A 25775-nucleotide genomic window follows, 5' to 3' on the forward strand; every position below is an offset into this window, starting at 1 on the left:
GTGCCCTGCCGGCGGCTATGAATCGTGGCCATGCGAGAGGCCGTGATCGCCGACAGGGAACGGGGGAACAGCACGGTGGAGTTCACGATCGGGGTCGACGAGGCCGGCGGGGCGGACGGAATGCCGGACCTGTGGCGGAGGTTCGCTCAGAGCGCCGCGCCCGGATGCCACTTCGAGCTGAGGAGCGGGGAGCCGGTTCCTGACACCCTGGGCGGCCTTCCGGAGATCCTGGCACAGCTCGCTCCCGAGGCGATCGCCGGATGCGCGGCGATCGTCATCGCGTGGCTGAGGGAACGGTCGTCCGACGTGGAGGTCACGATCACCCGGCCGGACGGTGAGGAGATCACGGTCAGGGCGGAACGGTGCGACCACATGGATGCCGCGACGCTGGCCTCCCTGATGGCACAGCACCGCTCCGAGCACACGCCGGAGTGACGTCGTGTTCCTGACCGGCCGATACGGTCCCGAGGAAGCCCCCGACCAGATCCTCGTGGTGGCCACCGGGCAGCATGCCCCCGGCTCGCGGCTGCCCGACGTCCCGGCCGCGACCGCCTCCGCCCGCGCGCTGGGCCGAGCGTTCGCCGCGGCCGACTCCGGGACCGAGCGCCACGTACGCGTGGTGCTCGACCCGGCGGACCTGGCGGAACTCGGCGAGGCGATCGCCGGCGCCGCCGAGCGCGCACGAGGCCTGCTGCTGGTCCACTTCGTCGGCCACGGCATCCTCGGACCCGGCGGCGACCTGTACCTGGCGACCTGCGCGACCGACAACTCCAGGGCCACGCGGCTGGCCCACAGCGCGCTGCCGTGCGCGATGCTCGGCAACTACCTGCTCTCCTCCCGGGCCACGGCACGCGCCGTGGTCCTCGACTGCTGCTTCTCGGCCCACTCCTTCACCCGTCTCGGCGGCACCCGCACCTACGTTCTCGCCTCGGCGTCCGAGGACTTCCTCGCCCCCTCCGGCACCGTGCTGACCCCGTTCACGGGCGCGGTCCTCGACACCCTGTCGGTCACGTCCGCGGGCGGGGCGTCCCGGGTGACCCTCGACGACCTCTACCGTGAGGTCGCCGTCCGGATGGCGCACCAGGGCCGCTCGGGCCCGCGACGGCTGGGTGCGGACGCCGTGGGCGACACCGTCATCGCGGAGCGGCGGCGGGAAAGCGGTTCGTCGGCGCCCGACCCGTGCGCTACGGCGCCCTATCCCGGGCTGGCCGCGTTCGAGGTCGGGCAGTCGGCGTTCTTCCACGGCCGCCACCGCGAACTCACCGAACTCCTCTTCCTGTTGACCGACCGCGCGAGACACGCGCGCCCGCTGGCCCTCGCAGCCCCCTCCGGCGCAGGGAAGTCGTCACTGCTGCGGGCCGGGATGCTCGCCGCGCTCGCCGCCGACCAGGTACCCGTGCCCGGGATGAGCGACTGGCCGGTCGCCCTCCTCCAGCCGGGCAGCCGCCCCGCCGCAGCACTCACCCGTGGCCTGGCGACGGCCCTGGAGGCGCCCGAGGAGATGGTCGGGGCGAGCGGCCCCGCTCTCGCGGAACAGGTACGGCGGCTCCTGCGGCGGCAACAGACCCCGGGCGAAGCCCGACGGCTGCTGATCGTCGTAGACCAGTTCGAGCAGGTGTTCACGGCCGAGCCGGCGGAGCGGGAGGCGTTCCTCACCGGCCTGGAGGCACTGTGGCGCCCGAACGGCGCCGAGCCACCGCCCGCCGTCCTTGTGTACGCGGTCAAGCTCGACTTCTACGGCGCCGCCATGAGCCTGCCCCAGGTCACCGACCCCGCCGCGCCGGAACCCCTGCTGCTCGGCCCGCTCCACCAGCGGCAGATCGAGCAGATGGTCACCGGCCCGGCCCACCGGGCGGGCCTGCGCGTCGACGACGGACTCGTCGCCCTCCTCCACCAGGACCTCGCCGAGTTGTCGGGCGGCTCCGTCGTCGAGGCCGAGGTGCTGCCGCTGGCGGCGCACGCGCTCCAGCGCACGTACGAGCACGGCGACGGCCGGAGCATGACGGTCGCCGACTACCTCGTCGTCGGCGGTGCGCCCAAGGCCCTCGCGGGCACGGCCGCCACGGTCTTCGCGTCCCTGGACGCGGCCGCCCAGGATGCCCTGCGCAGCCTGCTCCCGCTGTTCGTGCAGATCGGGGAGGAGGTGCCGGACACGGCATGTCAGGTCGCGGAGGCGCGGCTGCTCGCCGAGGCCGCGGATCCGGAGGCGGCGCGCAGGGCTCTGGAGTCGTTCGCGGAAGCCGGGCTGATGCGGGCCACGGGGCCGACCCGCGGATACGAGCTCGCCCACGAGACGCTGTTGCGTCATTGGCCCGAGATGCGCAACGCCGTGACGGGCTGCCGGGAGCGGCGGGCCGTGGAACAGCGGATCCGGATGGACGCACAGACGTGGAGCGACGCGGGGCGTGATCCCGGGCTGTTGTACCGGGGCGTCCGGTTGGACATGGCGGCGGAGCGGGCGCGGTCGGCGGGTCCTGCGGCGGATCCCGTCGCGGTGACGTTCGTGGAGGAGGGGCTGCGCCTGCGGCGGGAGGAGGGTCGGCAGGCGGGTCGGCAGCGGAGGCAGCGGCTGGCGATGATCGCCCTGGTGATGCTGCTCGTCGTGGCAGCTCCGCTGGGCGTGGTGCTGCTCCGGCAGAACCAGCACCTGACGGTGGCGGGGGAGAGTCAGGAACTGGCCGAGGCGGCAGGGAAGTTGCGCACCCGCCAACAGGCCGACGCCATGCAGGTCGGGCTCGCCGCGTGGCAGAAGTCCAGAACCCCGGCAGGCCGCAGCGCGCTGCTGAACGCCGCCGGGACGCCTCCGGTCGTCCCGGCCGCCGAACACGACGGTCCCGTGTACACAGCCGCGATCAACAAACAGCACCTCCTCGCGACGGCCGGGCAGGACCGGAAGGTGCGGCTCACCGATATCAGCGACCCCTTCAGCCCGCGACCGGTCGGAGATCCCCTCACGGGTCCGGTCGACGAGATCCTCGACGTCACCTTCTCTCCCGACGGCCGTACGCTCCTGGCCGCCGAGCGCAACGGGACGGTGTGGCGATGGGACGTCACCCGGCCACAGGCCCCGCAGCGGCTGGCGTACATCCCTTCTCCCCGCGGTGTCGACGAGGGGCCGGACGAGGCTCACGCGGTGGCCTTCAGCCACGACGGGTCACGACTGGCGGTCGGCTACGAGAGCGGCTCGACCCTGCTCTACGCCCCCCGGACGCTGCGCCGAGTCGGTGAACTCCACGGCACTCCCGACGCCTGGGTGAGTGCGGTGGCGTGGAGCCGGGACGGGAAGCTGCTGGCCACGGGCTACGGCAGGGACCCCAAGCCGGGAACCGTGCAGTTCTGGAAGGTGGAGGCCGGCAAGGAACCGGTGCGCGACGGGCCGGAACACGGCGGCCCGCTCTCCAGCGTCACGTCTCTCACGTTCAGTGCCGACGGCGCGCAGCTCCTGGGCACTTCCACGGACGGCCGCCTTGCCACCCGGTTCTGGCGGGTGGCGGAGCGCCGTACCGCGTCCCGCGGTGAAGTGATCCTTCAGGGGCCGGAGGGCATGGCCTGGAAGGTCGTGAACGTTGCGAAGCGTCCGCTCATCGCCGTGTCCGGCGTGGACCGGACCGTCCGCCTCCTCAACTCCTCGACGTTTCAACCGGTCTTCACACTCTCGGGCCCCACACCGGTGACCGCGCTCGCGGCCGCGGAGGACGGATCCTCGGTGGTCGCCGCCTACTACGACGGCGTGGTACGCGTCTGGCCGCTCGACAGCACCATCATGCTGGGACCCGGATACACGATGCAGACGGTGTCCACCGCACCGGACCGGCGGCTCGCCGTGACCAGCAACACCGCCACCGGGCTGGCGCTCTGGGACGTGGCCGATCCCCGCAGGCCGATCTTCCGTGCCGCACTTCCGCCACCGCCCGGTGGCGCTCAAGTGGCCCAGTCGGTGGCCTTCTCCGCGAAAAAGCCGATCGTCGTGGCCTCTCTGGGCAAGGGGTGGGTCGCTGTCTGGAGCATCGCGGACACACGCCATCCCCAGCTTGTCGGCACACCGCTCCACGTCACGAGCGACGGCGCGATGGCCACCTCCGTGGCGCTCAGCAGCGACGGCACTCTCATGGCGGCCGGCACCACGGACCGCACCATCCATGTGTGGAACATCTCCGACCCCAAGCGCCCCCTGCCCCTCGGAGACTCTCTGACCACCACGGGCAACGTGCAGGGAGTGGCATTCAGTCCCGACGGCAGGACGCTGGCCGCCGCCGCGCTGGACGGGCAGGTCACGTTCTGGGACACGAGCGGAGCCAAGCAGCCCACCAGCCTGACCCGCCCCCGTACGGCGTCAGCTGCTGGTGCCAATGCGCTCGCGTACTCCCCCGAAGGCGACGTGCTGGCCGTGAGCTGCGGCGACGGAAGTGTCCGGCTCTGGGACGTGAAGGATCCCCGTGAGCCGCGTGCCCTGGCACCGCTGAGAGCCGCAGCCGGGTCTGTCTATTCGCTCAGCTTCGACCCGCATCCCGAGAGGGGAGAACAGGTGCTGTCGACGGCCCACGCCGACGGAACCATCCGCCTGTGGGACCTGCCCCCGTCCGGTACCGCTCATGTCTCCGCGACCCTCAGCGCGGGCACCGCCGCAGTAAAGGCCGTCGCCTTCACCAACGACGGCAAGACCCTGCTGAGCGTCGACTGGGCCGGCACAGGCGTCTCCTGGTTCACCGATCCGGAGCAGGCCGAGGACTACGTCTGCGCCGTGTCCGGGCCTCCGCTGAGCGAGGCGCAGTGGAGGGCCGACGTGCCCAGCGCCCCGTACGCGGTACCGTGCCGCTGAGCAGACGGTTGCTTGACCTCTCCCTGGGGCGGGGCCGAGGATCAGGTGTCATGACGACGCAGGGACACGGCAGCACCGTCGACGGGGTGCTGCGGCGCAGCGCCCGGCGCACCCCCGCGCGCGTGGCGCTGGAGTACGGCGAACGCACCTGGACGTACGAGGAGCTCGACGCCGCCGTCTCCCGCGCGGCGAGTCTCCTCCTCGCCGAGGGGCTCGCCCCCGGCGACCGGGTGGGCGCCTACGGCCACAACTCCGACGCCTACCTGATCGCCTTCCTCGCCTGCGCCCGGGCGGGGCTGGTCCATGTGCCGGTCAACCAGAACCTGACCGGCGACGACCTGGCGTACATCGTGGGCCAGTCGGGCAGCACGCTGGTGCTCGCCGACCCGGGTCTCGCGGCGCAACTGCCGGACGGGGTGGCGGTGTTGCCGTTGCGGGACACCGGCGACTCCTTCCTGGCCCGGTCGGCGCAGGCGCCGGTGTACGAGGGGCCCGAACCGCGCACCGACGACCTGGTGCAGCTGCTGTACACCTCCGGCACCACCGCCCTGCCCAAGGGGGCGGTGATGAGCCACCGGGCGCTGGTGCACGAGTACCTGAGCGCGATCACCGCCCTGGACCTGAGCGCCGGCGACCGGCCCGTGCACGCGCTGCCGCTCTACCACTCCGCGCAGATGCACGTGTTCCTGCTTCCCTACCTGGCGGTCGGCGCGACCAACGTCATCCTGGACGCGCCCGACGGGGACCGCCTCTTCGAGCTGATCGAAGCGGGCCGGGCGGACAGCCTGTTCGCGCCGCCCACCGTGTGGATCGGCCTCGCGGGCCGGCCCGACTTCGACGCGCGGGACCTGAGCGGTCTGCGGAAGGCCTACTACGGCGCGTCGATCATGCCTGTGCCGGTGCTCGAGCGGCTGCGCGCGCGCCTGCCCGGCCTGGCCTTCTACAACTGCTTCGGGCAGAGCGAGATCGGCCCTCTGGCCACGGTGCTCGGACCCGACGAGCACGAGGGCCGGCTGGACTCCTGCGGCCGGACCGTTCTGTTCGTGGACGCGCGCGTGGTGGACGACCAGGGCGAGGACGTGCCCGACGGCTCGCCCGGCGAAATCGTCTACCGCTCACCGCAGTTGTGCGAGGGCTACTGGAACAAGCCCGAGGAGACCGCCGAGGCCTTCCGCGACGGCTGGTTCCGCTCCGGCGACCTCGCGGTGCGCGACGCGGACGGCTACTTCACGATCGTGGACCGGGTGAAGGACGTCATCAACTCCGGCGGCGTGCTCGTGGCTTCCCGCCAGGTCGAGGACGCCCTCTACACCCACGAGTCCGTCGCCGAGGCCGCCGTGATCGGACTGCCCGACGAGCGGTGGATCGAGGCCGTCACCGCGGTCGTCGTGCCACGCGGCGAGGCGACGGAGGACCAACTCATCGCGCACGTACGGGAGAGACTCACCTCCTTCAAGGCGCCCAAGCGGGTGCTGTTCGTGGACGAACTGCCGCGCAACGCCAGCGGAAAGATCCTCAAGCGGGAACTGCGGGACCGGTTCAGCGGCTAGGGTCTGTCCGCACCGGGCAGGAGGGCGGCGGCGAGCAGCCGCCACTGCGGCAGCGCCGAGCCGCCCGGCTCGACGCCGATCACCTGCACCGCCACATGGTCGGCGCCCGCCTCGGCATGGCTCCGCAGCTGCCGTACGACGGACTCCGGATCGCCCCAGAACACCAGGTCGTCCACCAGCCGGTCGCTGCCGCCGCCGGAGAGGTCGTCCTCCGTGTAGCCGAGCCTGCGGAATTTGGCGAGGTTGTACGGGCTGCTGAGGTATCCGTGCAGATGCTCGCGTGCCAGGGAGCGGGCCCGGCCGGGGTCGGTCTCGAAGAGCACCGCATGCTCGACGGCCAGGAAGGCGTCCGGACCGAGAAGCTCCCTGGCCTGCGCGGTGTGGGCCACGTTCACGTGGTACGTCTGTGCCCCGTCCGCGCGCTCGCGGGCCAGCTCCAGCATCCGGGGACCGTACGCGGCCAGGATGCGCTTCAGCGGTGCCTCGGGCCGGGGATTGGGCGTCTCCAACGTGTCCAGCTCATCCAGGTATGCGGCCATGGCGGCGAGCGGCTTGACCCCCGGACGCGGCTGACCGCCGAAGCCGAGACCGAGGACGTGCCGGTCCGGGTAGGCGTCCGCGAGCAGCAGGGCGGCGCCGTACGTCCATCGCGCCTCGCGCGACCAGATGCGGGCGATGCCGTTGACGACCCTCAGCCGCTCGGTGCAGGACAGCAGATAACCGGCGTGGGAGAACGCGTCCCGCCCGAGCAGCTCGGGGATCCACAGTGCCCGCCAGCCCAGTTCCTCCAGCTCCTGGACGGTGTCCCGGATCCGGACGGCCGGCTGGTGTTCGAAGTCGAAGGTGTAGAGCCCGAACGTGCCGAGCCCCAGCTGTGTCCCACCGGTCATTGTGTGCTCCCTCATGTACCGACTCCCATCGTGCCATCGGAATATCGCAGAATCTCGATATGAAGTGCAAGGGGTCACGGACTCGGTCGGAGTGCGGGCGGCTACTACAGCGTCCGGGCCAGTTCCGCGACGAGACCGGCGATGCGCTGCTCGTCCCGCTTGTAGTGGGTCCACTTGCCGACGCGCGTCGCCCGTACCAGCCCGGCGCGCTGGAGTTCGGCCATGTATGCGGACACGGTGGACTGGGCCAGTCCGGCCTTCGCCTGGATGTGGCTCACGCACACACCCACCTCCGCCGGATCGGCGATCGCCGCCTCCATGGGAAAGTGCCGCTCGGGCTCGCGCAGCCACTGCAGTATCTGCAGCCGCATCGGATTGGACAGCGCCCGCAACGCGCTGACCAGGTCTGGATCCGGGGAGAGGGCGGTGTCGGTCATGGGTCCGGAGTATAGGTTCGCGGCCGACGTTTCGAGATACGTCGATGCAAGCGGGGCGTTGCCTTCCCCGCTCTCAGGTCGTGCGCGCGGTGTCGGCGAGCCTGGGCGCCCTCTTCGCGTTGGCCGGCGCGGGCGGGGCCGCCGCCGCGCTGCTCGCCTCGTCGATGTTCGTGCTCGCCGCCCTGGGGCACGGCAGCGTGACGCTGTTGGTCCCGGCCGCGGAACCTCCGTGCCTTCGGGACGACGCTGCCGTCGGCCGGTCTGCTGGTGTGGGCCCACGGCCGGCGGGCGACCGGTCGCACATGACCTGCCGCGAGCGCTAGCGCGGCCGCAGGTCCACGATCCGGCGGATCTTCCCCACGGATCGCTCCAGTGACTCCGGCTCCACGATCTCCACGTCCACGGACACACCGATGCCGTCCTTCACGGCCGCGGCGATGGACAGGGCCGCCGCCTCCCGTGTCTCGGGCGTGGCGCCGGGACGGGCCTCGGCGCGTACGGTGAGCGAGTCTAGGCGGCCCTCGCGGGTGAGGCGCAGCTGGAAGTGCGGCGCCACGCCGGGGGTGCGCAACACGATCTCCTCGACCTGGGTCGGGAACAGGTTCACCCCGCGCAGGATCACCATGTCGTCGCTGCGCCCGGTGATCTTCTCCATCCGCCGGAACACGCGGGCCGAGCCGGGCAGCAGCCGGGTCAGGTCCCGGGTCCGGTACCGGACGACCGGCATGGCCTCCTTCGTGAGCGAGGTGAACACCAGCTCGCCCCGCTCGCCCTCCGGCAGCACTTCGCCGGTGATCGGGTCGACGACCTCCGGATAGAAGTGGTCCTCCCACACATGGAGGCCGTCCTTGGTCTCGACGCATTCCTGGGCGACCCCCGGGCCGATCACCTCGGAGAGCCCGTAGATGTCGACCGCGTCGATCGCGCACCGCTCCTCGATCTCGCGCCGCATCTGCTCGGTCCAGGGCTCGGCCCCGAAGATGCCCACCCGCAGCGAGGTACCGCGCGGATCCACGCCCTGCCGCTCGAACTCGTCGAGCAGCGTGAGCATGTACGAGGGGGTGACCATGATGACGCCGGGTTCGAGGTCCCGGATCAGCTGGACCTGGCGGGCCGTCATGCCGCCGGACGCGGGGACGACCGTACAACCCAGGCGTTCGGCACCGTAGTGGGCGCCCAGACCCCCGGTGAACAGCCCATAGCCGTAGGCCACATGGACCGTGTCACCGGGCCGCCCGCCCGCCGCCCGGATCGAGCGCGCCACCATGTCGGCCCACATCGAAAGGTCGTTGTCCGTGTAGCCGACCACTGTGGGCAGCCCCGTGGTGCCGCTGGAGGCATGGAGCCTGCGGACACGGTCGCGGGGCACGGCGAACATGCCGTACGGGTAGTGCTCCCGCAGGTCGGCCTTGGTCGTGAAGGGGAAGTGCGCGAGGTCGGCGAGCGAACGGCAGTCCTCCGGGCGGACGCCGGCCTTGTCGAAGGACTCCCGGTAGAAAGGGACGTGGTCGTAGGCGTGCCGGAGCGAGGCGCGCAGCCGCTCCAGCTGAAGCGCCCGCAACTCCTCGGGCCCGAGCCGCTCGCCCGCGTCCCGCAGGTCCGTCGCATCCACCATCGGGACATCTCCTCGCTATCCGCGCATTCCGGACGACCGATCATTCGGTTGAAACCCTGAGGGTCAGTAATTCAGGCCATCCGGATTCAGGCAAGGGGTCTGCCTGGATTTTCCCGGCAGGGCCGCCCATCGCCCGCATGAGCGCGCAGCTGAGCGCCGCTCAGCCCGCAAAGGTGTTGCATCCCCGCAGGACGGGCCTGGATGATCACCTGCATGCCGACCTTCACCGCAGCCGACGGAACCCGGCTCGCCTACCACTTCCGTGGTGCGGGGGAGCCCCTCACCGTTCTGCCCGGCGGGCCCATGTGCGCCTCCTCCTACCTCGGAGACCTGGGCGGACTCACCGCCCACCGCCGGCTCGCCCTGCTCGACCTGCGCGGCACCGGGGACTCCGCGGTGCCGGTCGACCAGGCGACCTACCGCTGCGACCGGTTGGTGGACGACGTGGAGATGTGGCGCGCCCACATGGGCCTGGACCACATGGATCTGCTGGCCCACTCGGCGGCCGCTTGCCTTGCGATGCTCTACGCGGCCCGCTACCCCCACCGGATACGGCGCCTCGTGCTGATCACCCCCAACCCCTCGGCCCTCGGCCTGCGGGCGACGCCCGAGGAGAGGCTCGCCGCGGCCCGGCTGCGGGCGGGCGAACCGTGGTTCGCGGAGGCGTTCCCCGCATTCGAGGCATGGCTCGTGGGCGGCGGCGACTTCGACGAGGTGTTCATGCCGTTCTTCTACGGCCGCTGGGACGATGCCGCCCGGGATCATGACGCCGCCGCCGAGGAGCAGACCAACGACGACGCGGGCGACCGGTACTTCGGCGAGGGCGCCTTCGCCCCGGACTCCACAAGGGCCGCCCTCGCAGCCCTGAACGCGCCGGTTCTGGTGTACGCGGGCGGACGCGACGGCAACCCCGGCCCCGACCTCGCCCGGCGCGCCGCCGAGGCCTTCCCGCGCGCCGAGTTCACCGTCCAGGCCGGTGCCGGGCACTATCCGTGGCTGGACGACCCGGAGCACTTCGTCGGCCGCATCCGCGCCTTCCTCGACGGGGACACGGGCACCATCCGGATCGGCCCGCCCCTGGGTCGTACGACCGCCTGAGGCGGTCGCGGAACGTGTCCTTCGGGGCCGCGGCCTACCGGTCCGCGGCCGCCGCCACCTCCCGCGCCCACCGGTAGTCCGCCTTGCCGCTCGGCGACCGCTGGACAGCGTCCGTGATCACCAGCTGGCGCGGGATCTTGTACCCGGCCAGCCGGGTGCGGCAGTGGTCCTGGATGTCGGTCAGCGAGGGGTGCCGGGCTCCCTCGCGCAGCTGCACCACGGCCGCCACATGGCTGCCCCACGTGGCGTCCGGCACCCCGGCGACCAGTGCGTCGTAGACGTCCGGATGGGCCTTCAGCGCCTGCTCGACCTCCTCCGGGTACACCTTCTCGCCACCGGTGTTGATGCACTGCGAGCCCCGGCCCAGGACCGTGACCACGCCCTCCTCGTCCACCGTCGCCATGTCCCCGAGCAGTACCCAGCGCTGCCCGTCCTTCTCGAAGAACGTCTCGGCGGTCTTGCGTGGATCGTTGTAGTAGCCGAGCGGCACATGGCCGCACTGTGCGACCCGGCCGATCTCGCCCACGGCCACCGGCTCGTACGTCGCCGGATCCACCACCTGCGTACGGGAGTTGACCCGGATACGGAAGCCGCGCTCGGGTCCCGAGTCCTGCGTCGCCGTACCGTTGAAGCCGGACTCTGAGGAGCCGAAGTTGTTCAGCAGCATGGCGTTCGGGACCAGCTCCCGGAACTGCCGGCGCACCGTCTCCGACATGATCGCGCCCGAGGAGGAGACGCTGAACAGCGCCGAGCAGTCCGTGCCCTTCATCGGCCCGGAGAGCGCGTCGATCAGCGGCCGCAGCATCGCGTCGCCGACCAGCGACATGCTGGTGACCTTCTCCGTCTCGACGGTTCGCAGTACCTCCTCCGGCGCGAACTTGCGGTGCAGGACGACCCGTTGACCGAAGTTGAAGCCGATGAACGCGGTGAGGGTGGACGTGCCGTGCATCAACGGGGGAGTGGGGAAGAAGGTGATACCGGACCCGCCCGCCGCGACCCGCTCGGACAGCTCCTGCGGGGTCTTCACCGGCTCACCGGTCGGCGCCCCGCCGCCCAGGCCGGCGAAGAACAGGTCCTCCTGACGCCACATCACCCCCTTGGGCATGCCGGTCGTGCCGCCCGTGTAGATGATGAACTGGTCGTCGCCCGACCTCGGGGGAAAGTCCCGCCCCGGCGACCCGGACGCCTCCGCCTCGGCGAACGGGACGGCGCCGGACACCTGCGGAGAAGGCCCGCCCACCCGTAGCAGGTGCCGCAGCCCGGTCGCGCGCGGCAGCGCCGCCGCCACCCGGTCGCCGAACTCCCCGTCGAAGACCAGCGCGACCAGATCCGCGTCCCGGTAGAGGTAGATCAATTCCTCTTCGACATAGCGGTAGTTGACGTTGACGGGAACGATCCGCGCCTTCAGGCAGGCCAGGACCGTCTGCAGGTACTCGACGCCGTTGTACAGGTGGAGGCCCAGGTGCTCGCCGGGCCGTATGCCGCTGTCGATCAGGTGGTGGGCGACGCGGTTGGCGGCCGCGTCCAGCTCCCCGTACGTGAGGCGGCGTTCCGCGCCGGTGCCGGGATGGTCGAGGTACACGAGCGCCTCGCGGTCCGGGACCACGTCGACGACCGACTCGAACAGATCGGCAAGGTTGTACTCCACCGCTCCTCCTGACCCCGGGCAGTCCTACCTGGCATCTGTCGGTTCGCCGGTCATCAGAGCAAAGGGCGCGGCAACTGTGAAGGGTCCGCGCGAAGAAATCTGACTGCCTGTCAGAAAACCTTCGAAGTTCCCTTGAAGTGCCTCCCTGCCTACTGCAACCTGTTCTCGTTCTTATCGAGGGGAGATGGGCAATGGGTGGGACGGAACACCTCACCGTGCAGCGCGAAGGCGCCACACTGGTGCTCACGCTCAACAGGCCCGACGCCAAGAACGCGCTCTCGCTTCCGATGCTCGTGGGCCTCTACGACGGCTGGGTCGAGGCCGACGAGGACGACGCGATCCGCTCGATCGTGCTCACCGGAGCCGGGGGCGCCTTCTGCGCCGGCATGGATCTCAAGGCGCTGGCCGGGGGCGGCATGGCGGGGCAGCACTACCGCGACCGGCTCAAGGCCGATCCCGACCTGCACTGGAAGGCCATGCTGCGCCACCACCGCCCCCGCAAGCCGGTGATCTCCGCAATCGAGGGGTACTGCGTGGCCGGCGGCACGGAGATCCTCCAGGGCACCGACATCCGGGTCGCGGGCGAGTCCGCGACCTTCGGCCTGTTCGAGGTCAGGCGCGGACTGTTCCCGATCGGCGGCTCGACCGTCCGGCTCCAGCGTCAGATCCCGCGCACCCACGCCCTGGAGATGCTGCTCACCGGGCGGCCGTACACCGCCTCCGAGGCCGCCGCCATCGGGCTGATCGGACACGTCGTCCCCGACGGCACCGCGCTCGCCAGGGCGCTGGAGATCGCCGAGCGGATCAACGCCTGCGGACCGCTCGCCGTGGAGGCCGTCAAGGCGTCGGTGTACGAGACAGCCGAGCTGACCGAGACCGACGGACTCGCCGCCGAACTCGCCCGTGGCTGGCCGGTCTTCGACACCGCCGACGCCAAGGAGGGCGCCCGCGCCTTCGCGGAGAAGCGGCCACCCGTCTACAAGCGCGCCTGACCCGAGGAGCCCCCGATGCCCGAAGTCCTCAAAGCCCCTCTCGTGGTCGAGTTTCCCTTCACCCGGTCCCTCGGTCCCGTCCAGAGCGCGTTCCTCACCGGACTGCGTGAACGCCTGGTCCTCGGGGTGAATGCCGCCGACGGCCGCACCCTCGTCCCGCCCGTGGAGTACGACCCGGTCACCGCCGAGGAGATCCGGGACCTCGTCGAGGTCGCCCCCACGGGCACGGTCACCACCTGGGCGTGGAACCACGAGCCTCGTCGCGGTCAGCCCCTTGCCGCCCCCTTCGCCTGGGTCCTGGTCCGGCTCGACGGAGCCGACACCGCCCTGCTGCACGCCCTCGACGCACCTGGCCCCGACGCCGTGCACACCGGCATGCGGGTGCGGATCCGGTGGGCCGAAGAACGCACCGGCGCCATCACCGACATCGCGTGCTTCGAGCCGTACGACGGCGAACCGGTCCGACCGGGCGGCCACTCCGGCGAGTTCGAGAACCCGCTCTCCGGGATCGTCGCCCCCGCCCGGCTCGACTACACCTACTCGCCCGGCCGCGCCCAGTCCGACTACATTCACGCCCTGTCCGCACAGCGAACCGTCGGCGAGCGCTGCCCCTCCTGCCGCAAGGTGTACGTCCCGCCGAGGGGTGCGTGCCCCACATGTGGCGTGGCCACATCGGAACAGGTCGAGGTGGGTCCCCGGGGCACAGTGACCACCTACTGCATCGTCAACATCAAGGCGAAGAACCTCGACATCGAGGTGCCGTACGTCTATGCACACATCGCTCTCGACGGCGCCGACCTCGCCCTGCACGCCCGTATCGGCGGCATCCCCTACGACGAGGTGCGCATGGGCCTGAGGGTCGAGCCGGTGTGGGCGCAAGGAGCACGCCACCCCGACCACTACCGTCCCACCGGCGAACCCGACGCCGACTACGACACCTACAAGGAGCTGCTGTGACACGGGAGATCGCGGTCGTCGCCTTCGCCCAGACCGACCACCGGCGCTCCACCGAGGACTCCTCCGAGGTCGAGATGCTCATGCCGGTCCTGCACGAGGTCCTGGCGCAGACCGGGCTGAAGACCGCCGACATCGACTTCACCTGCTCCGGCTCCAGCGACTACCTCGCCGGCCGGGCCTTCTCCTTCACCCTCGCCCTCGACGGTGTCGGCGCCTGGCCGCCGATCTCCGAGTCCCACGTCGAGATGGACGGCGCCTGGGCGCTGTACGAGGCGTGGACCAAGCTGCTCACCGGAGACGCCGACACCGCGCTCGTCTACTCCTACGGCAAGTGCTCGCCCGGCTCGGTACGCGACGTCCTGACCCGGCAGCTCGACCCGTACTACGTGGCCCCCCTCTGGCCCGACTCGGTGGCCCTGGCCGCCCTCCAGGCGCAGGCCCTCATCGACGCGGGCGACACCGACGAGGCCGCGCTCGCCGCCGTCGGCGCCCGCAGCAGGGCCGACGCCACCGCCAACCCCCATGCGCAGCAGAAGGGTTCGCGGCCCCACGGCGACTACGTCGTACGCCCCCTGCGCACCGGCGACTGCCCGCCCGTCGGTGACGGCGCCGCCGCCGTGATCCTCGCGGCCGGCGAGCGGGCCCGCGAGCTGTGTGAGCGGCCCGCCTGGATCCGGGGCATCGACCACCGCATCGAGGCGCACTCCCTGGGCGTGCGCGACCTCACCGACTCGCCCTCCGCACGGCTGGCCGCCGAGAAGGCCGGTGCCTTCGGACGTCCCGTCGACACAGCCGAGTTGCATGCGCCGTTCACCGCGCAGGAGGTCGTGCTGCGCAAGGCGCTCCGGCTCCGCGACGACGTCCGCGTCAACCCCTCCGGGGGCGCCCTCGCCGCCAACCCGGTCATGGCCGCGGGACTCATCCGCATCGGCGAGGCCGCGGCCCGCATCCACCGCGGCGAGTCCGACCGCGCCCTCGCCCACGCCACCTCCGGCCCCTGCCTCCAGCAGAACCTGGTCGCCGTACTCGAAGGGGATCCACGATGAGCAAGGAGCCCGTGGCCGTCATAGGAGTCGGCCAGACCAAGCACGTGGCGGCCCGCCGGGACGTGTCGATCGCCGGGCTCGTCCGGGAGGCCGCCCATCGCGCCCTCCAGGACGCCGAGTTGACCTGGACCGACATCGATGCCGTGGTCATCGGCAAGGCGCCCGACTTCTTCGAGGGCGTGATGATGCCCGAGCTGTACCTCGCCGACGCCCTCGGCGCGGTCGGCAAGCCCATGCTGCGGGTGCACACCGCCGGCTCGGTCGGCGGATCCACCGCCCTCGTGGCCGCCAATCTGGTGGCGGCCCGCGTCCACGGCACGGTGCTCACCCTCGCCTTCGAAAAACAGTCCGAGTCGAACGCCATGTGGGGCCTGTCCCTGCCCGTCCCCTTCCAGCAGCCCCTGCTCGCCGGCGCGGGCGGCTTCTTCGCCCCGCACGTGCGCGCCTACATGCGGCGCAGCGGCGCCCCCGACACCGTCGGCTCCCTCGTCGCCTACAAGGACCGGCGCAACGCCCTGAAGAACCCCTACGCCCACCTCCACGAGCAGGACATCACCCTGGAGAAGGTCCAGGCCTCGCCCATGCTGTGGGACCCGATCCGCTACTCGGAGACCTGCCCGTCCTCCGACGGCGCCTGCGCCATGGTCCTCACCGACCGGGCCGGAGCCGCCCGTGCGCCCCGGCCGCCCGCCTGGCTGCTCGGCGGTGCCATGCGCAGCGAGCCGACCCTCTTCGCCGGGAAGGACTTCGTCTCCCCGCAGGCCGGCAAGGACTGCGCCGCCGACGTCTACCGGCAGGCCGGCATCGCCGACCCGCGCCGGGACATCGACGCCGCCGAGATGTACGTGCCGTTCTCCTGGTACGAGCCCATGTGGCTGGAGAACCTCGGCTTCGCCGAGGAGAGCGAGGGCTGGAAGCTCACGGAGTCCGGGGTGACCGAGCTGGACGGGGACCTGCCCGTCAACATGTCGGGCGGTGTGCTGTCCACCAATCCCATCGGCGCCTCCGGCATGATCCGCTTCGCCGAGGCCGCCCTCCAGGTGCGCGGCCAGGCCGGAGAACACCAGGTGGACGGCGCCCGGAAGGTGCTCGGGCACGCCTACGGCGGCGGCTCGCAGTTCTTCTCCATGTGGCTCGTGGGCGCCGAGCCCCCCGACTCCTGAAAGGTCCGCCCGACACGGCCTGTCCGCCGTCGGAACCGCTCGCTAGGCTGACCGCGGACGACGAATCGGGAGGAGCACGGACGTGGCCGAGAGCATCACCCAGCAGCAGCCGCTCGTGGGCTGGGACAAGCCGGAGCTGGACCTCAGCAGGGCCGAGTGGCAGTCCAGCAGCCGAGGGGTGGGCGATGTCCAGATCGCCTTCGTCGAGGGATTCATCGCGATGCGCAACAGCGGAAGCCCGGAAAGCGCTTCCCTGATCTTCACCCCCGCCGAGTGGGGCGCCTTCGTCTCCGGAGCGCGGGAGGGCGAGTTCGACCTGACCTGACCGCCCCCTCCTCGGGCACGCCCGGCATTCCGATCCGGCATCGGGAGCCGATCCGGGGGTGTTCCGGGCGGATTTCCGGACACGCGACCGGCAGCGCCCTGCCGGGGCCGACGCCTGAGCGAGGCTGGCCCCGGCAAGGGGAAGGTCATGTTCCGGAGATGAGGAAAGATGAGCAACGCGCCGGTCATCGCCGCGGTCGACGGTTCCGAGGACAGCCGACGCGCCCTGGAGTGGGCCGCAGACGCCGCCCGCCGCCGCACGGCACCGCTGCGAGTGGTGCACGTACGGCAGTACGCCGCCTGGGGGCAGGCCGACGTCCTGGTCGCCGGGCCACCCGACGCGGAGGGCGACCCGGTGCTCGACGAGGTACGCGCGCAGCTGCGGGACCGCGCCGACGCAGCCACCGTGGAGTACGTCGCCCTGGAGGGCGTACCGGGTGCGGTGCTGCCCGAACTCGGCGCGGACGCCCAGCTGTTGGTCCTCGGCTCACGGGGCCGTGGCGGCTTCGCCAGCCTGCTGCTGGGCTCCAACGGGCTCGCCGCCGCCCGCGACGCCGCATGCCCGGTGGTCGTCGTACCCCGGCCCGGCCGCACGGTGCACGGGGAGGGCCCGGCCGAGCCCGGGAGACGGGTGGTCGTCGGCCTGCACGTCGACACGCCCGACGAGGCCACACTCGACTTCGCCTTCACCGAGGCAGCCCTGCGCGAGGCCCGCGTCGAGGTGATCGCCGCGTACCCGTGGCCGGTGCAGACCTGGTCGGCGCCCGGCCAGCTGGTACCGCCCCCGATCGACCGGAACGCCGTCGAGGACGAGACCCGGACCCTCGCCGAGGGCTTCGTCGCTCCGCACCGCAAGAGGCACCCCGGCATCCGCGCCGAGGTGCGGGCCCTGCCGGGCGACGCGGCCGGCCACCTCGTCGCCGCCTCCCGGGACGCGGACCTGGTCGTCGTGAGCCGCCACCGGCGGCGCCTGGCCGCCCCCGCCCGCATGATGGGCTCGGTCACCCAGGCGGTCCTGCTGCACGCGGCGAGCCCGGTCGCCGTCGTGCCACCGCAGGCCGATGAGTGACGCCACCTTGCCCCGGGACCGGCACGCACCGTAGCCGGGCCGGGGGATACGGGCATCCGCCGACCGGACGCCCGCACGTCGTCGATCACCTGTGTGCACGTACCATGGCCGCATGTCGTTCCTCCGCCGCCGTAGCGCCACTCCCGCCGGACCCGACTTCGACGTCCTGGCCATGGATCCGGGCGACTGGCCGGGCAACCTCGGCGCGGGCCTGCTGCCCGCCCCCGACGGCACCTGCCAGGGTGTCTTCCTGCGCTACGACCTGTTCGGCGGCCGCGGCCCCGCCATGATCATCGGCAATCTCCCCGAGGGCTCCCCGGCCCGGGAGGTCGCCGAGGGCGAGATCCCCTTCGAGGTGGGCCAGCTGCTGCTGGCGCTGGAGAACGACGAGGAGGTCACCGTCGTCGGCACCGAGGACACGCCCGTCCTGCAGGGCGACAACCTCCTGATCGTGCGCCGCCTGAAGCTCTCCGAGAGCCGGATCTCCTGCGTCCAGTTCGACCGCAGCGACGGCGTCCTCGTGACCATCGCCGCCTGGGACCGACCCATCACGGACGACCTGTACGCCCTGCTGAAGCCGCTCCCGGCGGAGCTGTTCCAGCAGGGCTGACCCGACCGGTTCCGGCTAGCCGGCGGAACCCGTCAGACGAACGTCCGCGGCGCGCACGAACGCCACCCGGTGGCCGTACTGGATCTCGTAGTACAGGTCCTTGCCGACCACGACCCGGTGCGAGTCGGTGGTGAAGGTGACCGCGTAGTAGTACTCGCCGGGAACCTCGTCGCCGACCACGTACTTCTGTCCGGCCGGGATCGTGTACGGCAGCGGCACCACCGACTGCGCGGGCACCCCCGCCGGATAGGCCTCCTTCTCCGGGTACGCCCGGCCGTACACCGGGATGCCGGCCAGGCCGTCCTTCGGGGTGACGACGAGACCGGACGCCCGCACCGCCGTGGGCTCCTTGCGCGGGTTCTCGAACCAGGCCTTCTGCCCGAGGTACCAGATCGCCGTCCAGTCGCCCCAGAGGTCGGCGACCGCGTACTGCTGGCCGGTGGAGACCCGCGAGGACAGGTCGTTCACCCCGGTGGTCGGTGCGGTGCCCCGGCCGATGTCCTTGATCAGCGGCGCCTTCACGTCGTGGTCGGAGTACAGCCGCACCTCGCTGGAGCCGTGCGCCGTGCAGGGCGCGCCCTTGGTGGTGCAGTCCGTGTACACGGGCCGGTTGGAGGCGTAGTCCGGCAGGATCGTCACCAGCGAGGAGTGCTTGCCGCCCGTGCGCTTGAAGGGGTGGCCCAGCAGCTGGAAGTAGTGCCGCCAGTCCCAGTACGGGCCCGGGTCCGTGTGCATGCCCGGGACGGTGGAGGTGGTCGGGCCGGGCACGTTGGCGTGGCCCAGGACGTGCTGCCGGTCCAGCGGGATGCCGTACTGCCGGGCCAGGTATTTCACCAGGCGCGCCGAGGACCGGTACATGGCCTCCGTGTACCAGGCGTCCGGCGCGGCGAGGAAGCCCTCGTGCTCGATGCCGACGGACCGGGCGTTGATGTCCCAGTTTCCCGCGTGCCAGGCCACGTCCTTCGCCTTCACGTGCTGGGCGATCAGACCGTCCGTGGAGCGGATGGTGTAGTTCCAGGACACATAGGTCGGGTCCTGGACCAGATTCAGCACGCCGTCCCAGGCGCCCTCCGTGTCATGGATGACGATGTACTTGATGCGCTGTGACGCCGGACGGTCGCCGAGGTCGTGGTTGCCGTAGTCGTCGTTCCCGAACTGGGCGTACGGCGCCGGGATCCATTCACAGGACACCGACTTCGGGCACTCGGTGTCCTGCGCCGCGACCGTGCGCAGACCGGTCCGCCCCAGCTGGGCGGTGTCGGGGGCGAGGTGCGGCTGGGCGGTGAGGATGACCAGCTGGCCGTCGTCCGTGGTGCGCTCCTCGCCGGTGCGCAGCACGTCGTACACGTCGTCGGCGTAGACCGCCGCGGTCGCCGTGTCGTCCGCGCCGGAGAAGCGGGCCACCGCGCCGTACCAGTCGGCCGCGTCGGTGCTCGCCGGCTCGCCCAGCTCCTTCTGGGCGGCGGCGAGCAGGGCCGCGCCGCCGGCGATGTTGGCGGCCGGGTCGGTGCGCAGCTCGGCCGCCGGGATCCCCGTCAGCTCGGCCGCTCTGGGCAGCGTCTTGAGGCGGGCCGGGAGCGCCGGGTTCCCGGTCACCTTGATGTCGGGGTGCAGGGCCGTGCGGGCGTTGTCCCCGCGGGCGTCCTCGCTGCCCTCGGCGAGGTGCTCGGTGGTGGCGAGCGCGGTCCGGGCGTCGGTGAGGTGCATCGGGCCGTACCCACCGGTCACGCTGGGCGCCCCGGCGTGCGAGTCCCAGCGGGACTGGAGGTAGGAGACGGCCAGCAGGACGCTCTGCGGTACGTGATACTCGGCGGACGCGGAGGCGAAGGCGCGCTGGAGCCGGTCGTCGGAGGAATCCGTGGCGCTCCGGGCCGGGGCCGCGCCGAGCAGCGGCAGCAGCAGGGCCGCGGTGGCGAGCGCGCCGGCGGTCCTCCTCAGGTGTCTGTGGCCGGGTGTGGACGTGGGGTCGGTGGCGGATCCTCGCAATGCGGCCTCCTGTGACGGGCGGAGCGGAGCGGGCGGCGCCGAGCTGGGTCAGTGGTACCGGCTTTGCCGACGATCCGTCAATGATGCCCTCGGGCCCCTGATTTCCCATGTCACCACGGGGTTCGGCGAGTTTCGCAGCGGCGGTGCGCGGGCCTGCGGGGCGTCAGTGGCGTACACCAGTGGCCCCCGCACGAGGCCGGACACACGAAGGTCCGCGGTGCGCCGCCGCTCTGGGCGCACCGCGGAGCCGTCGTCCCCGCTAGCGAGTGCCGACCGCCGCGCGCACGGCCCGGCGGGCCAGCTGGCAGTCGTCGTGCAGCCGCCTGAGCAGCAGCCGCTGTTCCTCGCCGGACGGCGCAGCACCCGGGTGGGCCGTACCCGGTGCCGCCGGGGTCGTTTCGTGCATCGAACGCTGCACGGCCGTCTCGTACGTCCGGATCTCCCGGGTCAGCAGGAGCATCAGGTTCACCAGGAAGGCGTCCCGGGAGGCCGGGCCCGCCGACTGGGCGATCTGACTGATCTGACGCCGGGCCACCGGCGCGTCCCCCAGGACCAGCCACAGCGTCGCCAGGTCGTACCCCGGCAGATACCAGCCCGCGTGCTCCCAGTCCACCAGCACTGGACCGGCCGGTGAGAGCAGGATGTTCGAGAGCAGGGCGTCACCGTGGCAGAACTGGCCCATCCCCTGGCGCCCCGCCGCGTGCGCGATGCCGTGCAGCAGCTTCTGCAGGTCGCCCAGGTCCCGGTCGGTGAGCAGGCCCAGCTCGTGGTACCGGGAGATGCGGGCCGCGTAGTCCAGCGGGGCATCGAAGGTGCCCGCCGGGGGCCGCCAGGCGTTCAGCCGGCAGATCGCGCCGAGCGCGGTCCGGATGTCAGGCCGGGGCGGGGCCTCGATCGGATGCCGCTGGAGCGCCGCCACCCGGCCCGGCATGCGCTCGATCACCAGCGTGCAGTTGTCCGGGTCCGCCGCGATCAGTCTCGGCACCCGCACGGGCGGGCGATGCCGGACGAACGAGCGGTATGCGGCTATTTCGTGGCGGATCCGCTCCGCCCAGGCGGGCGACTGGTCGAGGAGACACTTGGCCACGGCCGTGCTGCGACCCGTCGTCCCCACCAGCAGAACGGAGCGTCCGCTGCGGCGCAGAACCTGCACCGGAGCGAACTCCGGACAGATCCGGTGCACCGACGCGATCGCGGTGCGCAGCTGTGCCCCCTGGGGGCCGGACAAGTCGAGTCTCCCGCTCAGCGGTTGGGATCCGGGCTGCCCCGGAACGCGCCGCGGCCGGCCCGCACCCAGTACGGGTGCTCCCGGCCGCGCCGCCGGGTCGAGATACGGCCCGCCACCCGCAGGGCGGGGACGCAGCGGCCGGGGCGGAGCGGACACGGAGGACGATGCTGCGTACATGGGAGATACAGATCCCTTCGTGTGCCTGCGGTGCCTGCCTGTACATCCATGCTCGAAGTCCACACGCGAAGTGCATACGCAATGTGGGTGCTTTGAGTTCATACGCCCACCCGGCCCGGCCGCCCGGATGCACCCTGGGGAGTGCACCCGTCATATGAAGGGCGACCGGGTCGGGGTGGCGCTTTCCTACCTGACACCCCATGCCCAGTGGCACACCATCTGGCGCACCCTGGCGAACCGTGGCGAATAGTCGCCCGGCAACCTCCACGGGGCTACTGTCAACTCAGCCGAGAACCTGGGGGCTTGACGTGAGCGGACAACCCAACACCCGCCTGGCGGACCTGTTCGGCCTGGCCGGCTGGTCCAAGGGTGAACTCGCGAGGCTGGTCAACAAGCAGGCGGCGGCCATGGGCCACCCCCAGCTGTCGACCGACACCTCCCGGGTGCGGCGTTGGATCGACACGGGAGAGATCCCGCGCGATCCCGTGCCGCGGGTGCTGGCGGCCCTGTTCACCGAGCGTCTCGGCCGTGTCGTGACCATCGAGGACCTCGGTCTGGTGCGGCACGGGCGTGCGGGGAAACGGCAGGGCGACGGGAATGCGGAACATCCCGACGGAGTGCCGTGGGCGCCCGAACGGACCGCCGCGGTCCTCACCGAATTCACGGGAATGGACCTCATGCTCAACCGACGCGGCTTGGTGGGCGCGGGTGCCGCGCTCGCCGCAGGATCCACACTCAGCAGCGCCATGTACGACTGGTTGCACACCGACCCGACCCTGAAGGCCGACGCCCCTGTCCTCGACGATCCCCTGCACGCCGACCCCGCTGGGTTCGACCGCTATGAGGCCGCCCCCATCGGGTCGCAGGAGATCGAGGAACTGGAGCGCTCGGTCGAGGTGTTCCGAGCCTGGGACGCCGCCCGTGGCGGCGGACTCCAGCGCAAGGCGGTCGTGGGCCAGCTCAACGAGGTGGGCGGCATGCTCGCCTACCACCACCCACCCCATCTCCAGCGGCGCCTGTGGGGCGTCGCCGCCAACCTCGCCGTCCTCGCGGGCTGGATGTCGCACGACGTCGGCCTGGAGCCCACGGCCCAGAAGTACTTCGTCATCGCCGCCCATGCCGCCCGTGAGGGCGGTGACCGGCCGCGCGCCGGGGAGGCCCTGTCCCGGGCGGCCCGTCAGATGGTGCACCTCGGCCGGCCCGACGACGCGCTGGACCTGATGAAGCTCGCCCAGGCCGGTTCGGGGGAGCGCCTCCAGCCGCGTACGAAGGCGATGTTCCACACCATCGAGGCCTGGGCGCAGGCCTCCATGGGCAAGGGCCAGGCGATGCGTCGCACGCTCGGACAGGCGGAGGACCTCTTCGTCTCCGACCGGCAGGACGTGGAACCGCCGGACTGGATGCAGACCTTCAAGGACGAGGATCTGTACGGCATGCAGGCCCTCGCCTACCGCACGCTCGCGGAGTTCGACCCGGGTGCGGCCGCGCACGCTCAGCACTACGCGGAGAAGGCCCTGGCCCTGCGCATCGACGGACGGGAGCGGTCGAAGATCTTCGACCATCTGTCCATGGCCTCGGCCTGCTTCATCGCCGACGACCCGGAACAGGCCAACCGCTACGCACGGCTGGCCTTGATGTCGATGGGCTCGAACTCCTCCCGCCGCACCTGGGACCGGTTGCGGCAGATGTACCGGCTCACCGCCGAGTACGCCGGCTACCCGAAGATCCACGAGCTGCGGGAGGAGATCATGCTCGTGCTGCCGAAGCCGAAGGGCAGGAGCGACAACAGCGCGCAGGCATAGGGGGCCTGTACACCGCGTCTTCCCGGAAAGACCCAACGGAAAGACCCAACAGGGCCTGGAAGGCCCGGCAGGGTCAGCTCATGAGGTGACCCTGGCGACGAGTACGCATGCGTCGTCCTGGCGCTGGGCTCCGCCGAACTCCTCCACGACCGTTCGCACACACTCCTGCGCGGTGCGCGCCGCGCCGAAGCGTGGGGCGAGGTCGAGCAGCCGGTCCACTGAGGTGGTCGTGCTGTGCCCGGACACCAGCCCGTCGGTGTGCAGCAGAAGGAGGTCGCCGGGCTCCAGGGTCACCTCGGCCTGCCCGTAGGTGGCGCCTGTGGTGGCGCCGAGCAGGACACCGTTCGGTGCGTTCAGCATGCGCCCCGTCCCGCCGCGGTACAGCAGCGGGGCGGGGTGTCCTGCCTGCGCCCACACCAGAGTGCGGGTCCCGGGCCGGTAGTGGCAGCAGACGGCGCTGCCGAGGGCGGGCTGCACGGTGGCGTCGAGTAACTGGTTGAGCATGGACAGGAGGTGACCGGGCCGGGTGCCGGCCATCGCCATGCCGCGCACGGCGCCCAGCAGCATCGCCATGCCGGAGGTGACGGTGACCCCGTTCCCGGTGAGGTCGCCGACGCTGAGCAGGGTCGCGCCGTCGGACAGCTCCAGAGCGTCGTACCAGTCCCCGCCGATCAGGGCGTTCGTCGCGGCCGGCAGATAGTGGGCGGCGAGGTCGAGGGTCTGCGGCCCCCGGTGCGGGAGCCGCAGGGAGCCGCGCCATGGCGGCAGCACGGCTTCCTGCAGCTCGACCGCCAGCCGGTGCTCGGTCTGGGCCTGCCGCCGGTGGTCGTGCAGCGAGTCACGGGTCTCACGCACGGTCCGCTGGCTGCGGCGCAGTTCACTGACGTCGCGCAGCACGGCCCACATCGAGGCGGTGCTGCCGTCGTCCCCGAGCACGGGCTCGCCCATCATGTGTACGGTCCGCACGGTGGCGTCGGGCCGCAGGACGCGGAACTCGCCGTCGATCGGCTTGGCGTCGACCAGACAGTCCGTCACCATCGAGGTCAGTTTCGGCCGGTCCTCCGCGAGAACCAGCGAGGGCAGTTCGTCCAGGGTGAGCGCGGGGGCGGCCGGGTCGAGGCCCAGGATCTCGTACAGCTCCCCGGACCAGCTCGCCTCGTCCGTGAGCAGGTTCCACTCCGCGCTGCCTACCCGGCTGAGCAGCGAGCCGTGCGGGGCGCGGGCGGCCGGGGCCGGCCGGACGACCGGGATGCCGGCGCACCCCTCGGCCGGGTCGGGCTCCGGGCCGTCCCGCAGTTGCGCCAAGTGGGTGTCCAGGTCCTCGAGTTGGTGCAGTGCGAGCTCGTACAGAGCCCGCTGCCACCGCTCCTCCGGGTCCGAACCGTCGCTCTGCGTGTCCCGTCGTACGGCGTCCACGTCGCCCTTGAGCCGCCGTGCCTGCGTGATCAGGGCCTCGACCGAGCCGCGCCCGGGCGGCTGGGCGGCTGAGCGGTCCGCGGAGACTGGGGACGGCATGACGCACTCCGATGGGGACGGTACGGCCAAGGGGGACGGAGGGACCGTTACGACTGTCGCACAGCCCGCGACGCCCTGTAAGGGATTTGGCAACACACGATACGGTGGTGCTTCCGGCATATGCCAGAGTCTTCCCGGCCTGTTCCGCGGGTACGGATGACGTACGCGCGCCGGGGCTCAAGTCGTAGGATTGCTACGGGACTTGACCGATGCCAGGGGCTTTGGTGTCGCCCTCAGTCGCCTGTTCGACGCTCTGATGTTCCATCATGACGCCGTCCGGCCGAGGCGCACCAACTCTGTCCGGATTTGACGTCCTGTGAAGAGCCCCGGATGACTCCTTAAAAGCATGGACACCATCATCGCGCAGCCCGCCCATGCCCGTCTCGTCACCGCCGAGGACCGGGAGGTCCCGGTGTCGGCCGTCCTGCGTTACACGGCGGACGACCCACTGGCCGTCTTCGTGGACTTCCCGCCCGAGGCCACCCTGGCGGGCGACGAGGTCACCTGGACCTTCGCGCGCTCCCTGCTCGACCAGGGCCTGCGCGCCCCGGCCGGGCACGGCGACGTACAGATATGGCCGTACGGCCGCACCCGGACGGTCCTCGAACTCCATTCGCCGTCCGGCCTCGCACTGCTCCAGTTCCCGACCTCGGCGCTGCGCCGCTTCCTGCTGAACACCTACGCCGTGGTGGCGGCCGGGCAGGAGGACGTGGCGGCTGTCGTGGAGCAGGGCCTGAGCACCCTGTTCGGCGGCGTGTGAGCCGCCGCCCGGACCGGAGCTGCGACTTTGACTTTTATTCACCCGCGCCTCACCGCACAGCCAGGGCCCTCGACGGTCGCCGCGGGCAC

The 25775-nt window shown here is 71.6% G+C and carries 21 protein-coding genes; 14 read left to right on the plus strand and 7 right to left on the minus strand.

All coding sequences use genetic code 11. The features are described 5' to 3' along the window. Positions 1–30 precede the first annotated feature (30 nt). The 3 genes from ABZ471_RS25980 to ABZ471_RS25990 are packed head-to-tail and all read left to right on the plus strand — an operon-like array spanning position 31 to position 6369. A complete protein-coding gene (locus ABZ471_RS25980) occupies positions 31–435 on the plus strand; it encodes a hypothetical protein (RefSeq protein WP_359069388.1) in 405 nt (134 codons plus the stop codon). 4 nt (positions 436–439) lie between these two features. After that, complete coding sequence (locus tag ABZ471_RS25985) at positions 440–4819, plus strand: hypothetical protein (RefSeq protein WP_359069390.1); 4380 nt, start codon at positions 440–442, stop codon at positions 4817–4819. Between the two features lie 50 nt (positions 4820–4869). Then, a complete protein-coding gene (locus ABZ471_RS25990) occupies positions 4870–6369 on the plus strand; it encodes an acyl-CoA synthetase (RefSeq protein WP_359069392.1) in 1500 nt (499 codons plus the stop codon). Here the strand turns inward: ABZ471_RS25990 and ABZ471_RS25995 are convergent. Both ABZ471_RS25995 and ABZ471_RS26000 read right to left on the minus strand, forming a co-directional pair. Then, complete coding sequence (locus ABZ471_RS25995; protein WP_359069394.1) at positions 6366–7259, minus strand: TIGR03620 family F420-dependent LLM class oxidoreductase; 894 nt, start codon at positions 7257–7259, stop codon at positions 6366–6368. The two genes, ABZ471_RS25990 and ABZ471_RS25995, sit on opposite strands and share 4 nt — an antisense overlap. Positions 7260–7363: 104 nt before the next feature. After that, positions 7364–7696, minus strand: a complete 333-nt coding sequence (locus ABZ471_RS26000) for a metalloregulator ArsR/SmtB family transcription factor (protein WP_359069395.1) — start codon at positions 7694–7696, stop codon at positions 7364–7366. Positions 7697–7776: 80 nt separating this feature from the next. Between ABZ471_RS26000 and ABZ471_RS26005 the strand changes: the two genes are divergently transcribed. Then, positions 7777–8019 (plus strand): hypothetical protein, encoded by a 243-nt coding sequence (locus ABZ471_RS26005; protein ID WP_359069397.1) that lies wholly within the window; start codon positions 7777–7779, stop codon positions 8017–8019. Here ABZ471_RS26005 and paaK read toward each other — a convergent pair. Further along, complete coding sequence (paaK, locus tag ABZ471_RS26010; protein ID WP_359069399.1) at positions 8016–9311, minus strand: phenylacetate--CoA ligase PaaK; 1296 nt, start codon at positions 9309–9311, stop codon at positions 8016–8018. The genes ABZ471_RS26005 and paaK overlap by 4 nt on opposite strands. 213 nt (positions 9312–9524) lie before the next feature. Between paaK and ABZ471_RS26015 the strand changes: the two genes are divergently transcribed. Then, complete coding sequence (locus ABZ471_RS26015) at positions 9525–10409, plus strand: alpha/beta hydrolase (RefSeq protein ID WP_359069401.1); 885 nt, start codon at positions 9525–9527, stop codon at positions 10407–10409. A gap of 34 nt (positions 10410–10443) precedes the next feature. Here the strand turns inward: ABZ471_RS26015 and ABZ471_RS26020 are convergent, their stop codons facing one another. Continuing rightward, positions 10444–12057 (minus strand): acyl-CoA synthetase, encoded by a 1614-nt coding sequence (locus ABZ471_RS26020; RefSeq protein WP_359069403.1) that lies wholly within the window; start codon positions 12055–12057, stop codon positions 10444–10446. A gap of 191 nt (positions 12058–12248) precedes the next feature. Between ABZ471_RS26020 and ABZ471_RS26025 the strand changes: the two genes are divergently transcribed. From ABZ471_RS26025 to ABZ471_RS26055, 7 genes are all read left to right on the plus strand, one after another. Then, positions 12249–13049 (plus strand): crotonase/enoyl-CoA hydratase family protein, encoded by an 801-nt coding sequence (locus tag ABZ471_RS26025; RefSeq protein WP_359069405.1) that lies wholly within the window; start codon positions 12249–12251, stop codon positions 13047–13049. 15 nt (positions 13050–13064) lie between these two features. Beyond that, entirely contained in the window at positions 13065–14006 is a 942-nt protein-coding gene (locus ABZ471_RS26030; RefSeq protein ID WP_359069407.1) for an OB-fold domain-containing protein, read from the plus strand. Continuing rightward, entirely contained in the window at positions 14003–15052 is a 1050-nt protein-coding gene (locus ABZ471_RS26035) for a thiolase domain-containing protein (RefSeq protein WP_359069409.1), read from the plus strand. Before ABZ471_RS26030 ends, ABZ471_RS26035 begins: the two co-directional genes overlap by 4 nt. Next, positions 15049–16215 (plus strand): thiolase domain-containing protein, encoded by a 1167-nt coding sequence (locus ABZ471_RS26040; protein WP_359069411.1) that lies wholly within the window; start codon positions 15049–15051, stop codon positions 16213–16215. Before ABZ471_RS26035 ends, ABZ471_RS26040 begins: the two co-directional genes overlap by 4 nt. 82 nt (positions 16216–16297) lie before the next feature. Beyond that, entirely contained in the window at positions 16298–16540 is a 243-nt protein-coding gene (locus ABZ471_RS26045) for a DUF397 domain-containing protein (protein WP_359069412.1), read from the plus strand. A 168-nt stretch (positions 16541–16708) separates the two neighbouring features. Then, entirely contained in the window at positions 16709–17608 is a 900-nt protein-coding gene (locus tag ABZ471_RS26050; RefSeq protein WP_359069414.1) for a universal stress protein, read from the plus strand. A gap of 112 nt (positions 17609–17720) precedes the next feature. Continuing rightward, entirely contained in the window at positions 17721–18218 is a 498-nt protein-coding gene (locus tag ABZ471_RS26055; protein ID WP_070026621.1) for a hypothetical protein, read from the plus strand. A gap of 15 nt (positions 18219–18233) precedes the next feature. Here ABZ471_RS26055 and ABZ471_RS26060 read toward each other — a convergent pair whose 3' ends face one another. Continuing rightward, entirely contained in the window at positions 18234–20204 is a 1971-nt protein-coding gene (locus tag ABZ471_RS26060; protein ID WP_359069416.1) for a peptidoglycan recognition family protein, read from the minus strand. Between the two features lie 259 nt (positions 20205–20463). Beyond that, entirely contained in the window at positions 20464–21609 is a 1146-nt protein-coding gene (locus tag ABZ471_RS26065; RefSeq protein WP_359069417.1) for an aminoglycoside phosphotransferase family protein, read from the minus strand. A gap of 308 nt (positions 21610–21917) precedes the next feature. Between ABZ471_RS26065 and ABZ471_RS26070 the strand changes: the two genes are divergently transcribed. After that, a complete protein-coding gene (locus ABZ471_RS26070) occupies positions 21918–23411 on the plus strand; it encodes a hypothetical protein (RefSeq protein ID WP_359069419.1) in 1494 nt (497 codons plus the stop codon). Between the two features lie 78 nt (positions 23412–23489). On the opposite strand, the gene ABZ471_RS26075 is transcribed toward ABZ471_RS26070, so the two are convergent. Further along, the gene (locus ABZ471_RS26075; protein WP_359069421.1) at positions 23490–24926 is read right to left on the minus strand and encodes a SpoIIE family protein phosphatase; all 1437 of its coding nucleotides are present in this window, start codon (positions 24924–24926) and stop codon (positions 23490–23492) included. Positions 24927–25272: 346 nt separating this feature from the next. Between ABZ471_RS26075 and ABZ471_RS26080 the strand changes: the two genes are divergently transcribed. Further along, the gene (locus ABZ471_RS26080) at positions 25273–25686 is read left to right on the plus strand and encodes an SsgA family sporulation/cell division regulator (RefSeq protein ID WP_359069422.1); all 414 of its coding nucleotides are present in this window, start codon (positions 25273–25275) and stop codon (positions 25684–25686) included. Positions 25687–25775 lie beyond the last annotated feature (89 nt).

The sequence above is a fragment of the Streptomyces sp. NPDC005728 genome, assembly GCF_040630895.1.
Taxonomy (GTDB): domain Bacteria; phylum Actinomycetota; class Actinomycetes; order Streptomycetales; family Streptomycetaceae; genus Streptomyces.